Genomic DNA, 16084 nt, shown 5'->3' on the forward strand with positions numbered 1-16084 from the left:
GCGTCTCCTACCGCAGCGTGATCCAAGTCGGCGCATGGTCGCTGGCCTTTTCCATCGCGCGCGTATCCTTGTCGACGCCGGCACCGGTCAGCCGGTCCGCGGCGGCGGGGCTCAGCATAAGGTGGTCGATGCGGAATCCCGCGTCACGCTGCCAGGCGCCCGCCTGATAGTCCCAGAAGGTATAGACCGGGCCATGCGGATGGATGGTGCGAACGGCGTCGGTCCACCCGCCGTTGCACAGCCGGCGAAAGGCGGAGCGGCTTTCCGGCTGGGTGAGGGCGTCGCTCGCCATCGCCCGCTCCGAAAAGACGTCGTCGGTCGAAGCCGTGGGGATGACGTTATAGTCGCCGCACAGCACGACGGGGGCCTCGCTTTTCCAAAGCTCCGCGGCGTGATCGATCAGCCGGTCGAACCAGGCGAGCTTATATTCGAACTTCGGTCCCGGCAGGGGATTGCCGTTGGGCAGATAGATCGATCCGACGATCACCCCTTCGACGTCCGCCTCGATGTAGCGGCTGTGGCTGGGATCGGGGTCGTCGGGCAGGCCCTTGCGCCGCTCGATCGGCTGGCTTCCCCTGGCGAGGATGGCGACGCCGTTGAACCCCTTCTGGCCGTGCCAGATAGCGCCATATCCGGCAGCTTGGATCTCCGCGATAGGAAAGGTTTCATCCGAGGTCTTGATCTCCTGCAGGCAGGCAACATCGGGCGCCTTCTGCTCAAGCCACTCCAACAGGCGAGGAAGACGGGCCTTGATCCCGTTGATGTTGAACGTCGAGATTTTCATGGGCGAGGAGATAGCGCGCAGCGAGAGCGGCGTCACCGCTCAACTTCCGACTGCCCTCCCTCAAGCTAGATCGAGAAGCTCGATCCGCAGCCGCAGCCGGAGGCGGCGTTCGGGTTGGTCACCTGGAAGGCCGCGCCGCCGAGCGATTCGACATAGTCGACCGCGCCGCCGCGGACGAGGTCGAGGCTCATCGGATCGACCACCAGCGACACGCCGTCGCGGATCGTGACCAGATCGTCCTCGGCCGGCGCTTCGGCCAGCTCGAACTTGTACTGAAAGCCGGCACAGCCGCCGCCGTCGATGGCCAGCCGGAGGATCGCCGGCTTGCCCGTCTTCTTCGCGATCGCGGCGACGCGCGCAGCGGCGGAGGGGGTCAGGTCGATGTCTGCGATGGTTGTCATGACGGGGAAGATAGGCACTTGGAAGCCCGCCGACAATCGCTGGCAGGCTTCTGCGGTCCTTTTATGCCGCCACGGCTCAGTCTTCGGGACCGCCGAGCGCGACGTCGGAGCGCTGTTGGCTCGCCGCCATCAGATAATTGGCGGACTGGAGGAACGGGATCGGGTTGACGGCATGACCATCGATCCGGACCTCATAATGGAGATGACTGCCGGTGGAGCGGCCGGTCGAGCCGACATAGCCGATCAGTTCGCCGCGCTTGATGCGCTCACCCGGATGCGCGGCAATGCGGGACATATGGCCGTAGCGGGTGGCGATCCCCTTGCCATGATCGATCTCGACCATGTTGCCGTAGCCGCCGAACCACTCGGCACGGTCAACGATGCCGTCAGCCGTCGCGTAGATCGGCGTTCCGGTCGGCGAGGCGAGATCGACACCGGCATGCATCGCGGCATAGCCACGGAACGGGTCGGAGCGGACGCCGAAGGCGCTGGTGAAGGTGTAGTTGGCGATCGGCTGGATCGAGGGGATCGAGATGACCCCGTTGTCCATCGCGTCGAGCTTCTTCCAGGACTGGAACAGCGCCTGGAACTGGGCAGCCGACTGGGCGTTTGGAGACGAGTCCCCGGTCTGGGCCAGGCCGGGCGTCACCACGGACGTCATCAGCAGTGCTGCGGCGATTGCCTTGGTGCGACTCGAGCGCAGGTTGCTGGAAAGAAGGCGCAGACCGGCCCGTACGAAATTGCTCAGGAAGTGCATTATTCCCCCGCGACCGGAACGATCCCGACCGAAACACCCGGCCGGGCCCTGTTATTCGCCGTCGGGATTTGCCCCCCCTTCTGCGACCGGGCGGTTGTGAAAAAGATCACAGGACGCCGCAACCCCAGCCATCATTTCTTTCGTTAACCCGGCCTCATGGCGGGCTGAGTCGTTGAATGGCGGCTTGATGCTCCCCCTGAAATGCAGGCGGACCTGCGATTGCCAACTCTGCACGCAGTCGATTCGCATCGCACCGCACAAAAAGCCGAACCATTCGACCCCGGCTGCAACATGCGCGATCTCATCGGTTGCGATGCGGCGCAGCACCTGCGCCGACCGGCGATCACCAGCGCCTTCGAAACGGCTTATCAATGAAGGGGTTACGTCGAGCCCCCGCGCTTCCAGCACCATTGGCACCACTGCCAGCCGGGCGAGCGGATCGCCGGCGGTCTGCTGCGCGGCCTCCCACAAGCCGTCGTGCGCGGGCAGGTCACCATAGCGTGCGCCGCATGCATTCAGCCGGCGTTCCAGCAGCGCGAAATGCATGGCTTCCTCGGCGCCGACCTTCATCCAGCGATCGACGAAGGCACGAGGGAAGGCTGCGCCGAAGCGGCCGATGAGATCGAAGGCAAGGTCGATCGCGACATATTCGATATGGGCGATCGCGTGCAGCATCGCGATCCGCGCCCGCTCCGATCCGGCCCGCCCGCGCCTGGGCATGCGCGTTGGCGGCAGCAGGGGCGGCCGGTCTGTCCTGGCGGGCTTGTCGGGCATCGGCGTCGCAAACGCCCAGTCGAGTTCACCGAGCCGCCATCGGCGCGCGGCGCGGCGGGCGGCCTTTACCTTCGCCAGCGGGTCGGGCTCGTCGAGGACGGCTCGGCAGGCCGCGGAAACGTCCATCACGAAACGGCCCGTCATCAGGAGGCCGCCTGGGCCCGCGCATATTCGCGATGCGCCTCGTCGAGCGCGAGGATCGAGCGAACATGACGCCGCGCCACGGCGAGGCGGTCGTCGCCATAGCCCCCGCCCAGCGCGCTGGCTAGCGGTATGCCGCGCATCCGCGCCTGCCGCATCACGAAGCGATCACGCGCGCGCAGGCCGTCGTCGCTCAGCGCGAGCCGGCCGAGCTTGTCATCGCGATGCGGGTCGACCCCGGCCTGGTACAGGATCAGATCGGGACGGAAGCCGTCGAGCGCGGACGGTAGATGCTCGGCGAGAGCGGCGAGATAGGCTTCGTCGCCGGTTGCGTCGGGCAGGCCGAGATCGAAGCTGGACTGCGCCTTTCGCGCGGGGAAGTTCCTCTCCGCATGGAGGGAAAGGGTGAAGACGTCCTCGCGCCCTGCCATCAGGACGGCGGTGCCGTCGCCCTGGTGGACATCGAGATCGACGATCATGATCCGTGCGGCATCGCCTTCGGCGATCAGCCGGTTCGCCGCGATGGCCAGGTCGTTGAAGATGCAATAGCCGGCGCCCCTATCCGCCAGCGCATGATGGCTGCCGCCCGCGCTGTTGGCCGCATAGCCATGGTCGAGCGCGAGCTTTGCCGCCAGCCAGGTGCCGCCGGGCGCGAGGAAGGCGCGCCGCGTTACGCCTTCGGTGACGGGAAAGCCGATGCGGCGGGCCTTTTCGGGCGGAACCTGCGACGACGCTACTTCCGCGACATAGGCCTGATCGTGGACCGCCTCGATCCAGTGGCGCGGCATCGGTTCCGGCTGGTGCAATCGGTGCGGCAGCTGCGTCTCCGCCATCGCGATCATCACCAGCCCGTATTTATCGAAGCTGAAGCCGCTGCCCGGCGCCGCCGGCGAGACATAATAAGGATGATGGACGAGCTGCAGCATCTTGCCAGCGTAGCGCCTTTTACCGATGGAAGGCCATGACCCAGGAATTTGTACGCCCCGATGTCCGCGCCTTTCTGGACGATCTCAACGGCCGGGATGGTCCGAAGACGCATGAGGTGGACGTCGGCACCGCGCGCCGGATGTCCGCGAAGCTGCGTCACATCGCCGAGTTGCCGAGCCCGCCGATCGCCACGCGCGAGGATCTCTACATCTCGGCTGCCGACGGCCGCTCCATTCCGGCGCGCTTCTACGACGCCCGCGAGCGGCGCGGGGACGGGCCGCTGGTGGTGTTCTTCCATGGCGGCGGCTTCGTGCTCGGCGATCTCGAGGCCTATGACGCCGCCTGCGCCGAGATCGCGATCGGCCTCGATCTCCCGCTCCTCTCGATCGACTATCGGCTCGCGCCCGAGCATGGCTGGCCGGCGGCGCCCGACGACTGCGAAGCCGCAACGCGCTGGGTGGCGGAGCAGGCCATGCTGTTCGGCCGCCAGATCAATTCGCTCGCGCTGGCCGGCGACAGCGCTGGCGGCACGCTGAGCATCGTCACCGCCATGGCGCTGCGCAATCATCCGGCGGCCTTGCCGGTGATCGCGATCTGGCCGCTCTATCCGGCGGTCGACCTCCGCAAGCGCTATCCGTCCACGGAGCGGCTGGGCGAGGGCTATATGCTCAGCCTGGATACGCTGCGCTGGTTCAACGAGCATTATAATCCGGATTTCCACCATTGGCGCGCCTCGCCCCGCCTAGGCGACCAGCGCGGCATGCCGCCGGCGCTGATCGTGACCTCGACGCTGGATCCGCTGCTCGACCAGGGCCGGGCCTATGCGATGGCCTGCATCGAGGCCGGCGTGCCGGTGGCCTATCGCGAGGCCAAGGGGAATATCCACGGCTGGTTGACGCTGCGACGGGCGATCCCGTCCTCGCAGGAGGACCTGCGCGGCTGCCTCGCCGCGTTCCGGATGATGATCGAGGAATATCGCCCGTGAAAAAGACTCTGCCCTACCGTCCCGCCGCGGCGGTGATGCTGCTCAACAGCGAGGACAAGGTGTTCGTCGCCCAACGAATCGACAGCCAGCTCGAGGCCTGGCAGATGCCGCAGGGCGGCCTCGACGCCGGCGAAGATCCCCAGGCTGGCGCACTGCGCGAGCTGGAGGAGGAGACCGGCATTCCGCCCCATCTGGTGGAGATATTGGGCCAGGCGCCCGAGCTGCTGCTCTACGACCTGCCGCCCGAACTGCAGGGCAAGATCTGGGGCGGCAAATATCGCGGCCAGAGCCAGTACTGGTTCGCTGCGCGCTTCCTCGGCACCGACGCCGACGTCAACATCGACACCCCCGAACCCGAGTTCCGCGCCTGGAAATGGGTCGATGCGCGCGAGCTGGTCGACCTGATCGTGCCGTTCAAGCGAACGCTTTATGCGCAGGTGGTGGAGGCTTTTTCGGAGTTTCTGCCGCGATAAGCTCGCTTTCGGCGAGGCTGGTCGTGAAAGCGGGAAGGAGGGAGACGGGTGGTTAGCTGCCGGGCAGATTTCGGTACGATAATCAGATTTTCTGCCGTTGAGGCGCATCAGTTGTCCAACACATGCACGCCTTTGGACGGGTTCTCGCGATAGTGGGACAATCTGCTCTCAAGCGACCCCAAATGGATTTCGAGTTTATGCCCGTCTGGATCGAGAAAGTAGGTCGAGGCTCCCTCGCTTCTGTTGTCTTTCCAGATGATGCATTCGGCCATCAGGCGCTCTCTCATCGCCCCGTAATCCGCCTCGGACACGCTAAAGGCGATGTGGCTATAATCCGGGTGCGGTGACGACCGTGCGTGGTGATCGCGGGAAAGGCAAAGCCATAACGTCCCAGCCTCAAGATAGGCGCCGTCGGCCCACACCGCTCGGGTGGTACAACCGAGAACGTCACGATAGAATGCCAAGGAACGCTCAACGTCCGTAACCGCCAGCGTGATGTGGTTCAAACCGCTTACACCTGCTCCCATCGTCCATCTCGCGCTTCTGTTCTACCATCTGCTATCGGGCGGAGCGGGCAGCGGATCAAGCGTCTGGCTTTGGTCGCAACCGTCGTTCGGTCAATCCGGTGTGGAATAGCTGGAAGGTCGCAGAAGATGATTCGAGTCCCGGCTGGAGCAGGCGTAGTACATGGATCGGGGGCAATCGAAGGATGCGACCGATGAGACTCTTCCTGATCGCCCTCTGCGCCATGATCGTTGCCGCCTTGTTGACCTTGGTCTTCATGGCTTTGGTCGATGTCCGCAGCATGGTCTGGCCGCTGCTGGGCTATGCCTTCGTCACCACATGGGCGCTGCTCACCATCGGCATCCGGTTTGCGATGGGGCGGCCCGAAGCTTCGGACGTGTACTGAGACGCCAGCAGGCCGGCGGGTGCTGGCGATCTCATTCCAGGAAAGGAATGATGTCCTCACGCAATTGATATGCTGCACGCTCGGCGGCAGCCCGGATGTCTGCACCGGCCTTGTTGTCGCCAGCCTCGACCGACATCGCGAGTATCGTGACCAGCGCCTCGCGGATCGCTGGTGAAGAAATATAACTGGCCCCGAGTTCGGAACGATTGGCTTCAAGAACTTCACATACGATCTGCGCGAGGAGATCCTGCTGACGGTCGTTCATGGGGCTACGCTTCCAGTCTGATGGAATGAGACGCTCTATGCCGTTGCAGGTGTCGAAGTGCAGCTGGGACAAAGGCTGGCTTGCGCACCAATGGCGGGGACTGATGCAATGCGGTAGCCGCCGTTCAATCCATGCTGGAATGAACAGGCATCAGATCGCCTCGGCCGCGGCCAGCACCTCCTCGGCATGGCCCTTGACCTTCACCTTGCGCCAGATCCGGGCGATCCTGCCGTCCGCGCCGATCAGGAAGGTCGCGCGGTCTATGCCCATATAGTTGCGGCCGTAGAGCGTCTTTTCGATCCAAGTGCCGAACGCCTCGCAGAGGCTGCCGTCGCTGTCCGAGGCGAGCTGGACCTGCAGGCCATATTTGTCGATGAACTTCTTGTGCTTCGCAGGCGTGTCTTTCGAGACACCGATGATCGTCGCGCCCTTCGCGGCGAAGGCGCCGGCCAGCGCGGTGAAGCCCTGGGCCTCGGTGGTGCAGCCGGGCGTGTCGTCCTTCGGATAGAAATAGAGGACGAGGATCTTTCCGGCCTGGTCAGCGACGCTGGTCGTGGTCCCGTCGGGCAGCGCCAATGTCACGTTGGGGGCCTTGTCGCCTGGCTGCAGCATCATCTGTCCTCTTGTGGATGCCACCTCTTAGGATGGGCTGCGCCCGAAGTTCAACCGCTTCGCGCGGCCGGCTGGGATATCGCGCTGGACCAGACCTTCTGCACGATTTCGCGTGCCTCGGCATAGGCGGCGGTCAACAGATCCCAGCTTTGATAGCCGCAGGCCTGGGCGATCACGCCGCGCTGCTCGGGCGCAGGCAACTGGTTGTGCGGCGACAGCATGCGCAGGACGATCAGCATGCGGCTGAGCACTTCGTGCGCCGGGATGATAGCGGCGTCCATCAGTCCCGCGCTCACCAGCGAACGCAGCGCCGTGCGCAGCCGGGGGTGAATGCCGACATGCTGATCGAGCTGGTTCACATGGACGGCGAATTCGAGATCGACGAGCCCGCCCGCAACCAGCTTGACGTCGAAGGGACCGCGCGGCGGCTTGTGGCGGGCGATGTCGCCGCGCATCTTCATCGCGTCGAGCAGCAGCGTGGCGCGATTGCGCGGGCAGCGCAGCCGCTGGTCGACGACCGTCTTGACCGCCTTGCGCGCGGCATCCGACCCAAAGACCGGGCGCGCCCGGGTCAGCGCCATATGCTCCCATGTCCAGGCGTTTTCGCCATGATAGCGTTCGAAGGTTTCGATCGAGCAGGCGAGCATCCCCTTGGCGCCCCATGGCCGCAGCCTCGTGTCCACCTCATAGAGTGGGCCCAGCGTCGTCACGGTCGACATCGCGGTAGTGATCTGCTGCGCGACCCGGCTGAAATATTCGTTGGCATCCAGCGGTTTGCGTCCGTCGCTATGGGTGCGGGCGTCGCCGGTGAACAGGTAGATCAGGTCGAGGTCCGAGATGTTGGTGAGCGAGCGTCCGCCGAATCGCCCCAGCGCCAGGATCACCAGCTCTGCGCCCGGCACCTCGCCGTGATTCTCCTTCATGCGCGCCAGCACATCGTCGGCCATCGCACGCAGGCCGGCCTCGGCCAGATCGCAATTGGCGATGGCGAGATCGAGCGGATCGTCGGTCGCCTCGAGCAGCTGCAGGCCGAGGCCGAAGCGGTAGCCGCCGATCGCCTGGGCGACGCGGAGCTGGCCGGCGCCACGGTCGCTGCCGCTGATCAGCAGCCTGAACTCGGCATCGAGATCGGCGGCCGGTGGAAGCGGCGCATAGGCGCTGCTGTCGATCAATCGGCCGATCAGCTCCGGCTGCGCGATCAGGTGGCGCGACAGCATCGGCGCATGGCCGAGCAGCGACAGCAGCGACTTCATCAACGACGGCCGTGCCTCGAGCGGGGCGAACAGGGTGACGTCGGCCGGCAGCCGCGACACGATCTCGTCCAGCGCGGCGAGCGCACCGTCCGGGTCTTCGAAATGTTCCAGCTCGGCCACCAGCATAGGCAGAACCGCTTCGACTGCACGCCGCTCCGAGCCGCAGCGCAGCGCCGCCGGCACTCCGGCCCGCCACTCGCGCAGCCGCCGCGCGGCGGTGATCGGATCGGCGAACCCCGCGTCGATCAGCGCGACTTCGGTAGCGTCGCGGACGCCGCGATAGAGCAGCGCTCGGATATCGCGCGACAGCCGGTCGTAGAGCCGCGCGGCATCGGCGCGGATCGGTGCCAGCGTGACCAGCAGTTCGGCCGCCGCCGCCACTGCGCCATCGAAGCCATCGCTGCTGAGCAGAAGATCGGACAGCGGCGCCAAGACCGCCTCGGCCTCGCCGAACGCGGCTTCGAGATCGGCGTAGCTGGCATCGAAGCTCCGGCGCATCGACGGCTGGAGCGACGTCGGCATCGACAGGCAGTCGGTAAGATCGGCTGCCAGCACCGCGAATTCGTCCAGCCTGGCGAACAGCGCGTCTATCCGCTCGCCGCCCGACGCTACCTTGAGGGTGACGCAGCGCCGTTCGAGCTCGGACAGGAGCAGGGCAGCCGGAACCTGGGGCTCTGCCGCCCGAACGATGCCGCCGGCGACATCCTGGAGCCTGGGATCATGCTTCATGCCGTTTCCGGCCCGAAGGAAAGGGGACGCCCCGATACGCTGGGGCGCCCTTCGATGAATACGACCATCGATTTTCTCACGCTAAGCAACAACACAGTTGATGCTCCCTGACTAGCAGCCAGTCTTTAAACCGGCGTCGCCTAGCGTGGTTAAAATCGTGAAAACCCTCTTCTTCCGCCGATTTCGGCTGGAGGCGGAACGAGGCCGGAATGCGGGATCCGGGCGGCGTCAGCGGCCGTTTGCCGCCCCGGCCCAGGCGGCGCTGACGAGCGCTCGTGAGGTTTCATAGGCTTTAACCAGCGAATCCCAGTCCGCTTCGCCGCAGGTCCGCGCGACCAGCGGTTTCGACGCAGGCGGCGGCTCGCCCGATGTCGGCGAGACGAGCCGCAACGTCACCAGCATCCGCGTCAGCAGCTCATGCGCAGCAATCACGGCGGAATCGATCAGCCCTTGATCCGCCAGTAGTCGCATGGCGGTGCGCAGGCGCGGATCGAAGCCGGTGCGATGGCGCAGCTGGAGCAGGTGTACCGCGAACTCGGCATCGATCAGCCCGCCATCGATCAGCTTGACGTCGAACGGGCTGGACGGTGGCTTGTGCCGGGCGATGTCGCCGCGCATCTTGATAACGTCCGCGGTCAGGGTGGCGGGATCTCGCTCGCGGGACAGCGCTTCGGTGATGATGGCCTGCACCTCGTCACGCGCGCCGGGCGAGCCGAAGATCGGCCGTGCCCGGGTCAGCGCCATATGCTCCCAGGTCCATGCGCTCTCGCGCTGATATTGGGCGAAGCTCGCGGTCGACACTGCGAGCAGGCCCTGCGTACCCGACGGACGCAACCTCGTGTCGATCTCGTAGAGCGGACCCGAGGCGGTCGGAACGGACAGGGCGGCGGAGACGCGCTGTGCCAGCCGGTTGTAATAGGTGGTGGCACCGAGCGGCCGCCGCCCGTCCGATTCGGCCAGGATGTCGCCGGTGAACAGGTAGATCAGGTCGAGGTCCGAGGCGTGCGTGAGCACCCCGCCGCCGAGTCTGCCCAGCGCGATCACCAGAAACTCGCTGCCCGGCACCTTGCCGTGGGTCTCCTCGAAAGCGGCGATGGTCGCCCGGCCCAACACATCGAATGCGGCCTCGGCGACACGCGCATAGCCCTGTGCCACGTCGATCGGATCGGCGATGCCTTCAATGAGCTGCACGCCCAGCGCGAAGCGCCGCTCGCCGACCTTCTGGCGGACGCCGTCGAGCAACTGCTCATAGCTGTCGCTGCGTTCTCCCGCGCCCAGCTCCGCGATCAGCTGGGGGAGGGGTGGTGGGGGCTCCAGCGCTGTCGAGTCGATCAGGCCGTCGATCAGCGCGGGCCGTCGGCTAAGCGCCTGCGACAGCGTCGGCGCGTGGCTCAGCACATCGATCAGCGCACGCGCCAGCGACGGTCGCGCCTCCAGCAGCCGGAACAGGTTGATCGCGCTCGGCAGGCCGGCGATCAGGTCTTCGAAACGGTTGAGTGCATCCTGCGGCGACGGTGCCTTGGCGAGCGCCGCGATCAGCGTCGGCAGCATCGCCTCGAGCGCCGCTTGGGCGACTGGGGTGCGCAGCGAGCGGCTCTTGCCGGCACGCAATATCTCGATCCGCTTGCGCGCCGAGGAGGGGTCCGCAAAGCCGCTCTCGCGCAGCAGCGCTTCAAGCTTCTCGGGCTGGTGTGGCAGCCGTTCCTCGCCGCCGCTGTCGAGCGCATCATAGGCGGTGCCGACCGTCTCGATGTGCGGGCGCAGCAAGGCGAGCAATGCGGCGCCATCGTCGAGACCGTGGAGCGCCGCAACATTGTCGAGCGCCTCCGCCTGCCTGGGCAGGCGATGGGTCTGCTGATCGTCGACCATCTGCAGCCGGTGCTCGATCGTGCGATAGAGGCGATAGGCTTCGGAGAGAGCGGCGGCGATGTCGCCATCGATCCGTCCCGCGTCGCCCAGCACGCGCAGGGCGTCCAGCGTGGCGGGCGCGCGAAGCTTCGGCTCGCGGCCGCCATGGATCAGCTGCTGGATCTGCGCGAAGAACTCGACCTCGCGAATGCCGCCGCGCCCGCGCTTGAGATCATAACCGGGGCCGAGCAGCTGCCCCTGGGCGAAATGATCGCGAATACGCCGCGAGATCAGGCGGATCTCCTGGACGGCGCCAAAATCGATAGATCGCCGCCAGATGAAGGGGCGGATCGCATCGAGGAAGCTCTGGCCCAGCGCGGTGTCGCCGGCCGCAGCGCGGGCGCGAATGAAGGCCGCCCGTTCCCACGGCAATGCTGCCGATTCATAATAGCTCAGTGCCGCGCCGATCGGCAGCGCCAGCGGCGATGCTTCGGGCGATGGGCGCAGGCGAAGGTCGACTCGGAACACGAAGCCGTGCTCGTCGCGATTCTGCAGCAGCTCGACCACGCGGCGAGCGATGCGGACGGCGGCTTCGACCGGCTCCTCGCGCGGGCGGTGCGGCAGGGTATCGGGATCGAAGATCAGGATCGGATCGATGTCCGAAGAATAGTTGAGCTCGCGGCTGCCGTGCTTACCCAATGCGAGGGCCGCAAAGCCCCGGGGTTCGGCATCGGGCATGCGCTCGATGATCGCGGTGCGGATCGCCAGGTCCAGCGCATGGTCGGCGAAGGCGGAGAGATGCTCCACCACTTCCTCGAGCGATGCCATTCCGGAGAGGTCGGCAAGCGCGGTCGCGAGCGAGACCACCTGGCGCTGGCGGCGCAGCATCTTGGCGATGTCCGGCGATCTCGCCTCGGCCAATCCGTCCCGGATCGCACGCGCCAAACCCTGGTCACGAACCGCCGCAACTGTCGCGGGGTGACGATGGACGAGCGCTGCGAGAAACGGCGAATGGCTCTCGATCCGGCGCAAAGTGTCGGAAAAATCAACGATATCCGCGCGCGACGTCATGATCATCGAATAGGCGATTTGCCGTGGAGTGCAAGAATGGGAAACTTGCGCCCTGTCGCTGCGTTATGAATATATGGAAAAGCCTAGCGCCTCTTATCTCGCGTCGCATGCGCGCATCGCCGGCGCCCGCGCGATCGATGCGCCCACGCGGCACGAGGGGATCGGCAATGCCCTTCGCGCGGCCTTCGACCCCGGGAGCTACGGGCTGCCCGAGGACTTGGTGCGGCTGCTGGGAAAGATCGACGGGTAGAGTATTTCTGGCCGGCTGGATCCGGCTGACGATGCGCAAAACGCTTGACGCGCAGTCCGTCGGCGCCGTTGATCATCGTGCCGCGCACGCATCGGCACGACGAGGTTCCGCACCTTTTCCTATTCCTTGCTCAGGAAATCCACGTCCGCCATGATCTGCTGAAGCGTCGTCGTCGAAGGGTCGGTCTTGTGGTCGCGCCGCGACGGCAGCTGGCCATGGTCGAGCAGTTGCTCGAGCGCGGCTCTACCCCGGGCAACGCGGCTCTTGATGGTGCCGACCGCGCAGCCGCAGATCTCCGCCGCTTCTTCATAGGCGAAGCCGCCAGCGCCGACGAGTATCAGCGCTTCGCGCTGAGGCTGGGGCAGGTGGAGCAGCGCGCGCTGCATGTCGGCCAGTTCGATGTGGCGATCTTGCGAGGCCGGGGCGGCTAGAAGCCGGTTGGCGGTATGCTCGTCCCACTCGCCCCGGAAGCGGGCACGCCGCATCTGCGAGAGAAACAGATTGCGCAGGATGATGAATGTCCAGGCCCGCATGTTGGTCCCGGCCTGGAAGCGCTTGCGCGCCGCCCAGGCCTTCATCAGTGTTTCCTGGACGAGATCGTCGGCGAGGTCGCGATTACCCGAAAGCGATCGGCCGAATGCCCGCAGATGAGGGATGACGCGGGCCAGCTCGGCCTTGAAATCATCATCCGAAAGTGAAACCAGTTCGGCGGCCGGTGGCGCAACGCCAGCGACGCCGTCTTGATCTTCACCATCCATCTTTTGCCGTGTCCCGCTAAACGAGTGAGCCCTTGCGCGTTTCGTCAGTAGCACTGAAAATCCCACCCGGATGTGATCGGACGGCGAGGGCCGTCCGTTCCGATGCTAGAACAAAAGCCGGGCATCTCGGTTCCAATAAAACCGCATCCGAAGCGATATCGCTCAGGCCTCGATCGTTGCCGCGTTGAAGAAGAGCGCCTGGCTGATCGCCGCCTTCACGGTCGAGCGCTGGAACGGCTTGGTGATCAGGAAGGTCGGCTCCGGCCGCTCCCCGGTCAGTAGTCGCTCCGGAAACGCGGTGATGAAGATGACGGGCACGCTGAACTCGGAGAGGATATCCTTCACCGCATCGATGCCCGAACTGTCGTCGGCCAGCTGGATGTCGGCGAGGACGAGGCCCGGCCGATGCGCATGCGCCAGCGCCACGGCTTCATCGCGGGTGACGGCGACGCCGCTGACGCTGTGGCCAAGATCGCGGACGATGGTTTCTAGATCCATCGCGATGATCGGCTCGTCCTCGATGATAAGGACATCGGTGCGGGTCTGGCGGTCGATCTCGGCGATCGCGTCGGCGACCAGCGCCTCGACCTCCTCCGACGTGGTGTCGATCAGATAGGCGGTGTCGCTGACGGTGAAGCCCTCCATGGCGGTGAGCAGCAGCGCCTGGCGCGACAATGGGGTGATTCCCTGCAGGCGGGCCTGGGCGATGGCTTCGCGTTCCACGCCGCCCGCGGCCGCCTCGATCTCGTCATAATTGGCAGATGCCCAGATCGCCTGGAAGGTGCGGTACAAGCCCACGCGGGCATCGACGTCCTTCGGAAAATCTTCGGGTGCGGCCACGATCGCTTCGAGCGTGGCGCGGACATAATTGTCGCCATGGCTCTGGCTGCCGGTGAGCGCCCGAGCGTAACGCCGCAGGAAGGGCAGGTGGGGGGCGAGTTTCTGGCCGAGCGACATGGTGTATTAGCACTCCCTGACTTCATTGACCGCAGGCATATGCCGCCACGATTATCGGGGAAATAGCAGCCCCACCCGTGTCGCGGAAGCCACCCGCAGCTTCCATTATCGAATGTGCGAAAAGAGACATTCGAGCTATGGAACCAACGGAAGAGTTTTTTGTTTCATCCCCACAGCGTGCATTTTATGGAACTCCATAAGATGATACGCATCCGGATCTATCCAAGGGGGCGGCTGAGCGGAGCGCCGTTTTGCTGGAGAGTGTTGGGCAATAGATGATGTTCAGGGGCGCGGGCCGGTTGGCACAAAAAGATACATCACAAGCACCGGCGAACGATATCGCGGCGAGCAAGCCAGCCAAGCGCCGCCGCAGCGAGACTGCGCGCGACACCAATGTCGGCGCCGCACTGCGTTCGGTATATTCCCAGACGGTTGATGAACCTGTTCCCAACGAGTTTCTGGATCTGCTGAGCAAGCTGGATTGACCCCATGAGGCCGGCTAACCCTCGGACGGGCCGGGCTAAACGCGCTGGTGACGCCTACGGATGAAGCTGACGACCAAGCTCGCTTTTGCCCGTCTCTCCACCGGCACAAAGATGTTGATTATCCTCTCGGCCGCGATGCTGCCGCTGGGATTCATCGCGTTGCTCACCTCGCTCGACATGGCCCGCTCGGCATCGCTCGAAAGCAGGACCGCGGCGCAGACCACCACGGCCATGTACGCAGCTCAGTTGGATGCGGCCCTTAAATATGGTCTCGATACCGTCCGTGGCGCAGCGGCGAGCGTGCAAGAGCCCCGAAGTCTATGTGCCGCGCTCAACCGGCAGACGAAGTTCAACAGTATCCGCCGCCTGCCCACCGCGATCTTCGACCGGTCTGGCCGCAAGCTGTGCCAGTCGGTCGGCTCGCCGATCCGCCTCGCGACCGCGCTGCCACCTGGAACCGATCGTCTCGAACTCGATCCGCAAAGAGGACTTTTACGCTTCACCTCCGCACGCGCGGACGGAAGCGTGACGATCCACTCCGAGCTTCCGCTTGCCGCCATTCACCTGAACCGGCGAGAAGAGGAGGGGTTGCCGCTGACGCATCTGAGTTTGCGGCAAGGCGATAGCGTGCTTGTCCTGCTCAATCGCCCAAACAAGGGGGATGACGGCGTACTGCGCCTGTCGCAGCCGCTGGCCGGTGGCCGGCTGGCCCTGTCGGCCGAATACAGGCTCGCGCCGGCCCGGGCGAGGACCCTGCTCATGGTCATGCTGCCGATCCTGATGTGGGCCGCGGCCGCCTTTACGGGCTGGTTCATCGTCAGCCGGCTGCTGGTGCTCCCGCTGGTCCAGCTCAAGGAATCGATCGATGCCTGGCAGGGTACCGGAGGTCCTCTCGTCCTGCCCCGGATCAATACCCCGAGCCACGAGATCCGCGATCTTGCCGAGAGCTTCGCGACTGTGTCAGCACGCATCTACAAGCATGAGCGAGAGCTGGAGGAAGGGCTCGCCCGGCAAACCAAGCTGACCCGTGAAGTCCATCATCGCGTCAAGAATAACCTGCAGGTGGTGTCGAGCCTGATCAACCTGCACGCCCGCGGTGCAGAGGGCGCCGTTGCCGACGCCTATGGGGCTATCCAGCGCCGTGTCGATGCGCTGGCGGTGGTCCACCGCAACCATTATGCGGAGCTGGAGGAGAATCGCGGCGTCTCGATGCGGTCGCTGGCTGGCGAGCTTGCCAGTTCGCTCCGGGCGTCGGCTCCAGCGTCGGCGGCGGGTATGCCGATCGCGCTCAACATGATCGACGTCTATGTGATCCAGGATGTCGCCGTGCCGGCGGCGTTCCTGATCACCGAAGTGGTGGAGTTGATGATGCACTGCAATCCGCAGGGATCGGTGCTGATATCGCTTGAGACGACCGCCGAGCCGGATCGCGCGAACCTGCGCATCGAGTCTGTGGGCATGCCGGAGGGCGCGCTCGATCATTATCCGGGCATCACGCGATTCGAGCGGGTGGTGACCGGTATTGCCCGTCAGTTCCGGGCCCCGCTGGCCGAAGATCTTCACGCCGGGCGCTTTGAAATCCGGATCAGCATCCTGGGCTGACCAGCCGATTCAAGATCCTGCGGCCCGCGTCGAAAAATTTTCGCGGTGACAGGAACCAAATCAGCGGCAACCCGTTCTCGTCTTCGGATAGCGATGCTTTGC

At 65.2% G+C, this 16084-nt stretch carries 18 protein-coding genes; 6 read left to right on the top strand and 12 right to left on the bottom strand.

The window, feature by feature from the left end; translation table 11 throughout:
• Nucleotides 1–7: 7 nt before the first annotated feature.
• The 5 genes from xth to AC1DQK_RS07295 form a co-directional block, all read right to left on the bottom strand.
• Nucleotides 8–784 (bottom strand): exodeoxyribonuclease III, encoded by a 777-nt coding sequence (xth, locus tag AC1DQK_RS07275; protein WP_477868874.1) that lies wholly within the window; start codon nt 782–784, stop codon nt 8–10.
• A gap of 65 nt (nt 785–849) precedes the next feature.
• Nucleotides 850–1185, bottom strand: a complete 336-nt coding sequence (erpA, locus tag AC1DQK_RS07280; protein WP_477868876.1) for an iron-sulfur cluster insertion protein ErpA — start codon at nt 1183–1185, stop codon at nt 850–852.
• Between the two features lie 76 nt (nt 1186–1261).
• Nucleotides 1262–1846, bottom strand: a complete 585-nt coding sequence (locus AC1DQK_RS07285) for a M23 family metallopeptidase (RefSeq protein WP_477868878.1) — start codon at nt 1844–1846, stop codon at nt 1262–1264.
• A gap of 147 nt (nt 1847–1993) precedes the next feature.
• The gene (locus tag AC1DQK_RS07290; RefSeq protein ID WP_477868880.1) at nt 1994–2860 is read right to left on the bottom strand and encodes a ferritin-like domain-containing protein; all 867 of its coding nucleotides are present in this window, start codon (nt 2858–2860) and stop codon (nt 1994–1996) included.
• A complete protein-coding gene (locus AC1DQK_RS07295; protein ID WP_477868882.1) occupies nt 2860–3783 on the bottom strand; it encodes a histone deacetylase family protein in 924 nt (307 codons plus the stop codon). The genes AC1DQK_RS07290 and AC1DQK_RS07295 overlap by 1 nt, the downstream gene beginning before the upstream one ends.
• Before the next feature lie 35 nt (nt 3784–3818).
• Between AC1DQK_RS07295 and AC1DQK_RS07300 the strand changes: the two genes are divergently transcribed.
• Both AC1DQK_RS07300 and AC1DQK_RS07305 read left to right on the top strand, forming a co-directional pair.
• Nucleotides 3819–4769, top strand: a complete 951-nt coding sequence (locus AC1DQK_RS07300; RefSeq protein ID WP_477868884.1) for an alpha/beta hydrolase — start codon at nt 3819–3821, stop codon at nt 4767–4769.
• The gene (locus AC1DQK_RS07305) at nt 4766–5242 is read left to right on the top strand and encodes an RNA pyrophosphohydrolase (protein ID WP_477868886.1); all 477 of its coding nucleotides are present in this window, start codon (nt 4766–4768) and stop codon (nt 5240–5242) included. Before AC1DQK_RS07300 ends, AC1DQK_RS07305 begins: the two co-directional genes overlap by 4 nt.
• A 107-nt stretch (nt 5243–5349) precedes the next feature.
• Here AC1DQK_RS07305 and AC1DQK_RS07310 read toward each other — a convergent pair whose 3' ends face one another.
• Nucleotides 5350–5769, bottom strand: a complete 420-nt coding sequence (locus AC1DQK_RS07310; RefSeq protein ID WP_477868888.1) for a VOC family protein — start codon at nt 5767–5769, stop codon at nt 5350–5352.
• A 191-nt stretch (nt 5770–5960) separates the two neighbouring features.
• Here AC1DQK_RS07310 and AC1DQK_RS07315 point away from each other — a divergent pair, with 191 nt between their 5' ends.
• On the top strand, nt 5961–6152 hold the full coding sequence (locus tag AC1DQK_RS07315) for a hypothetical protein (protein WP_477868890.1): 192 nt from the start codon (nt 5961–5963) through the stop codon (nt 6150–6152).
• Between the two features lie 31 nt (nt 6153–6183).
• Here AC1DQK_RS07315 and AC1DQK_RS07320 read toward each other — a convergent pair whose 3' ends face one another.
• From AC1DQK_RS07320 to AC1DQK_RS07335, 4 genes are all read right to left on the bottom strand, one after another.
• Nucleotides 6184–6417, bottom strand: a complete 234-nt coding sequence (locus AC1DQK_RS07320) for a hypothetical protein (protein WP_477868892.1) — start codon at nt 6415–6417, stop codon at nt 6184–6186.
• 150 nt (nt 6418–6567) lie between these two features.
• Nucleotides 6568–7029: a peroxiredoxin gene (locus AC1DQK_RS07325; protein ID WP_477869272.1), complete on the bottom strand. Its 462-nt coding sequence runs from the start codon at nt 7027–7029 to the stop codon at nt 6568–6570.
• A gap of 50 nt (nt 7030–7079) precedes the next feature.
• On the bottom strand, nt 7080–9011 hold the full coding sequence (locus AC1DQK_RS07330) for a [protein-PII] uridylyltransferase family protein (protein WP_477868894.1): 1932 nt from the start codon (nt 9009–9011) through the stop codon (nt 7080–7082).
• Between the two features lie 228 nt (nt 9012–9239).
• Nucleotides 9240–11936 carry a bifunctional [glutamine synthetase] adenylyltransferase/[glutamine synthetase]-adenylyl-L-tyrosine phosphorylase gene (locus tag AC1DQK_RS07335; protein ID WP_477868896.1) on the bottom strand — a complete coding sequence of 899 codons (2697 nt, stop codon included), beginning with the start codon at nt 11934–11936 and terminating at the stop codon, nt 9240–9242.
• A gap of 67 nt (nt 11937–12003) precedes the next feature.
• On the opposite strand from AC1DQK_RS07335, the gene AC1DQK_RS07340 reads away from it, so the two are divergent.
• Nucleotides 12004–12180 (top strand): hypothetical protein, encoded by a 177-nt coding sequence (locus AC1DQK_RS07340; protein ID WP_477868898.1) that lies wholly within the window; start codon nt 12004–12006, stop codon nt 12178–12180.
• A gap of 119 nt (nt 12181–12299) precedes the next feature.
• Here the strand turns inward: AC1DQK_RS07340 and AC1DQK_RS07345 are convergent, their stop codons facing one another.
• A complete protein-coding gene (locus tag AC1DQK_RS07345; RefSeq protein WP_477868900.1) occupies nt 12300–12938 on the bottom strand; it encodes a sigma-70 family RNA polymerase sigma factor in 639 nt (212 codons plus the stop codon).
• A gap of 162 nt (nt 12939–13100) precedes the next feature.
• Nucleotides 13101–13895 carry a response regulator gene (locus AC1DQK_RS07350; protein ID WP_477868902.1) on the bottom strand — a complete coding sequence of 265 codons (795 nt, stop codon included), beginning with the start codon at nt 13893–13895 and terminating at the stop codon, nt 13101–13103.
• A gap of 275 nt (nt 13896–14170) precedes the next feature.
• On the opposite strand from AC1DQK_RS07350, the gene AC1DQK_RS07355 reads away from it, so the two are divergent.
• Together AC1DQK_RS07355 and AC1DQK_RS07360 are read left to right on the top strand one after the other, a co-directional pair.
• Nucleotides 14171–14380 (top strand): NepR family anti-sigma factor, encoded by a 210-nt coding sequence (locus AC1DQK_RS07355; RefSeq protein ID WP_477868904.1) that lies wholly within the window; start codon nt 14171–14173, stop codon nt 14378–14380.
• Nucleotides 14381–14440: 60 nt separating this feature from the next.
• Nucleotides 14441–15982, top strand: coding sequence for a sensor histidine kinase (locus tag AC1DQK_RS07360; protein WP_477868906.1), 1542 nt, complete (start codon nt 14441–14443; stop codon nt 15980–15982).
• Nucleotides 15983–16084 lie beyond the last annotated feature (102 nt).

The sequence above is a fragment of the Rhizorhabdus sp. P4_G5 genome, from assembly GCF_056401065.1.

What these genes read in the sequence shown, in the direction of transcription:
- xth (WP_477868874.1), bottom strand. Translation starts at nt 784, where the DNA reads ATGAAAATCTCGACGTTCAACATCAACGGGATCAAGGCCCGTCTTCCT.
- erpA (WP_477868876.1), bottom strand. Translation starts at nt 1,185, where the DNA reads ATGACAACCATCGCAGACATCGACCTGACCCCCTCCGCCGCTGCGCGC.
- AC1DQK_RS07285 (WP_477868878.1), bottom strand. Translation starts at nt 1,846, where the DNA reads ATGACGTCCGTGGTGACGCCCGGCCTGGCCCAGACCGGGGACTCGTCT.
- AC1DQK_RS07290 (WP_477868880.1), bottom strand. Translation starts at nt 2,860, where the DNA reads ATGACGGGCCGTTTCGTGATGGACGTTTCCGCGGCCTGCCGAGCCGTC.
- AC1DQK_RS07295 (WP_477868882.1), bottom strand. Translation starts at nt 3,783, where the DNA reads ATGCTGCAGCTCGTCCATCATCCTTATTATGTCTCGCCGGCGGCGCCG.
- AC1DQK_RS07300 (WP_477868884.1), top strand. Translation starts at nt 3,819, where the DNA reads ATGACCCAGGAATTTGTACGCCCCGATGTCCGCGCCTTTCTGGACGAT.
- AC1DQK_RS07310 (WP_477868888.1), bottom strand. Translation starts at nt 5,769, where the DNA reads ATGGGAGCAGGTGTAAGCGGTTTGAACCACATCACGCTGGCGGTTACG.
- AC1DQK_RS07315 (WP_477868890.1), top strand. Translation starts at nt 5,961, where the DNA reads ATGAGACTCTTCCTGATCGCCCTCTGCGCCATGATCGTTGCCGCCTTG.
- AC1DQK_RS07320 (WP_477868892.1), bottom strand. Translation starts at nt 6,417, where the DNA reads ATGAACGACCGTCAGCAGGATCTCCTCGCGCAGATCGTATGTGAAGTT.
- AC1DQK_RS07325 (WP_477869272.1), bottom strand. Translation starts at nt 7,029, where the DNA reads ATGCTGCAGCCAGGCGACAAGGCCCCCAACGTGACATTGGCGCTGCCC.
- AC1DQK_RS07330 (WP_477868894.1), bottom strand. Translation starts at nt 9,011, where the DNA reads ATGAAGCATGATCCCAGGCTCCAGGATGTCGCCGGCGGCATCGTTCGG.
- AC1DQK_RS07335 (WP_477868896.1), bottom strand. Translation starts at nt 11,936, where the DNA reads ATGATCATGACGTCGCGCGCGGATATCGTTGATTTTTCCGACACTTTG.
- AC1DQK_RS07340 (WP_477868898.1), top strand. Translation starts at nt 12,004, where the DNA reads ATGGAAAAGCCTAGCGCCTCTTATCTCGCGTCGCATGCGCGCATCGCC.
- AC1DQK_RS07345 (WP_477868900.1), bottom strand. Translation starts at nt 12,938, where the DNA reads ATGGATGGTGAAGATCAAGACGGCGTCGCTGGCGTTGCGCCACCGGCC.
- AC1DQK_RS07350 (WP_477868902.1), bottom strand. Translation starts at nt 13,895, where the DNA reads ATGTCGCTCGGCCAGAAACTCGCCCCCCACCTGCCCTTCCTGCGGCGT.
- AC1DQK_RS07355 (WP_477868904.1), top strand. Translation starts at nt 14,171, where the DNA reads ATGATGTTCAGGGGCGCGGGCCGGTTGGCACAAAAAGATACATCACAA.
- AC1DQK_RS07360 (WP_477868906.1), top strand. Translation starts at nt 14,441, where the DNA reads ATGAAGCTGACGACCAAGCTCGCTTTTGCCCGTCTCTCCACCGGCACA.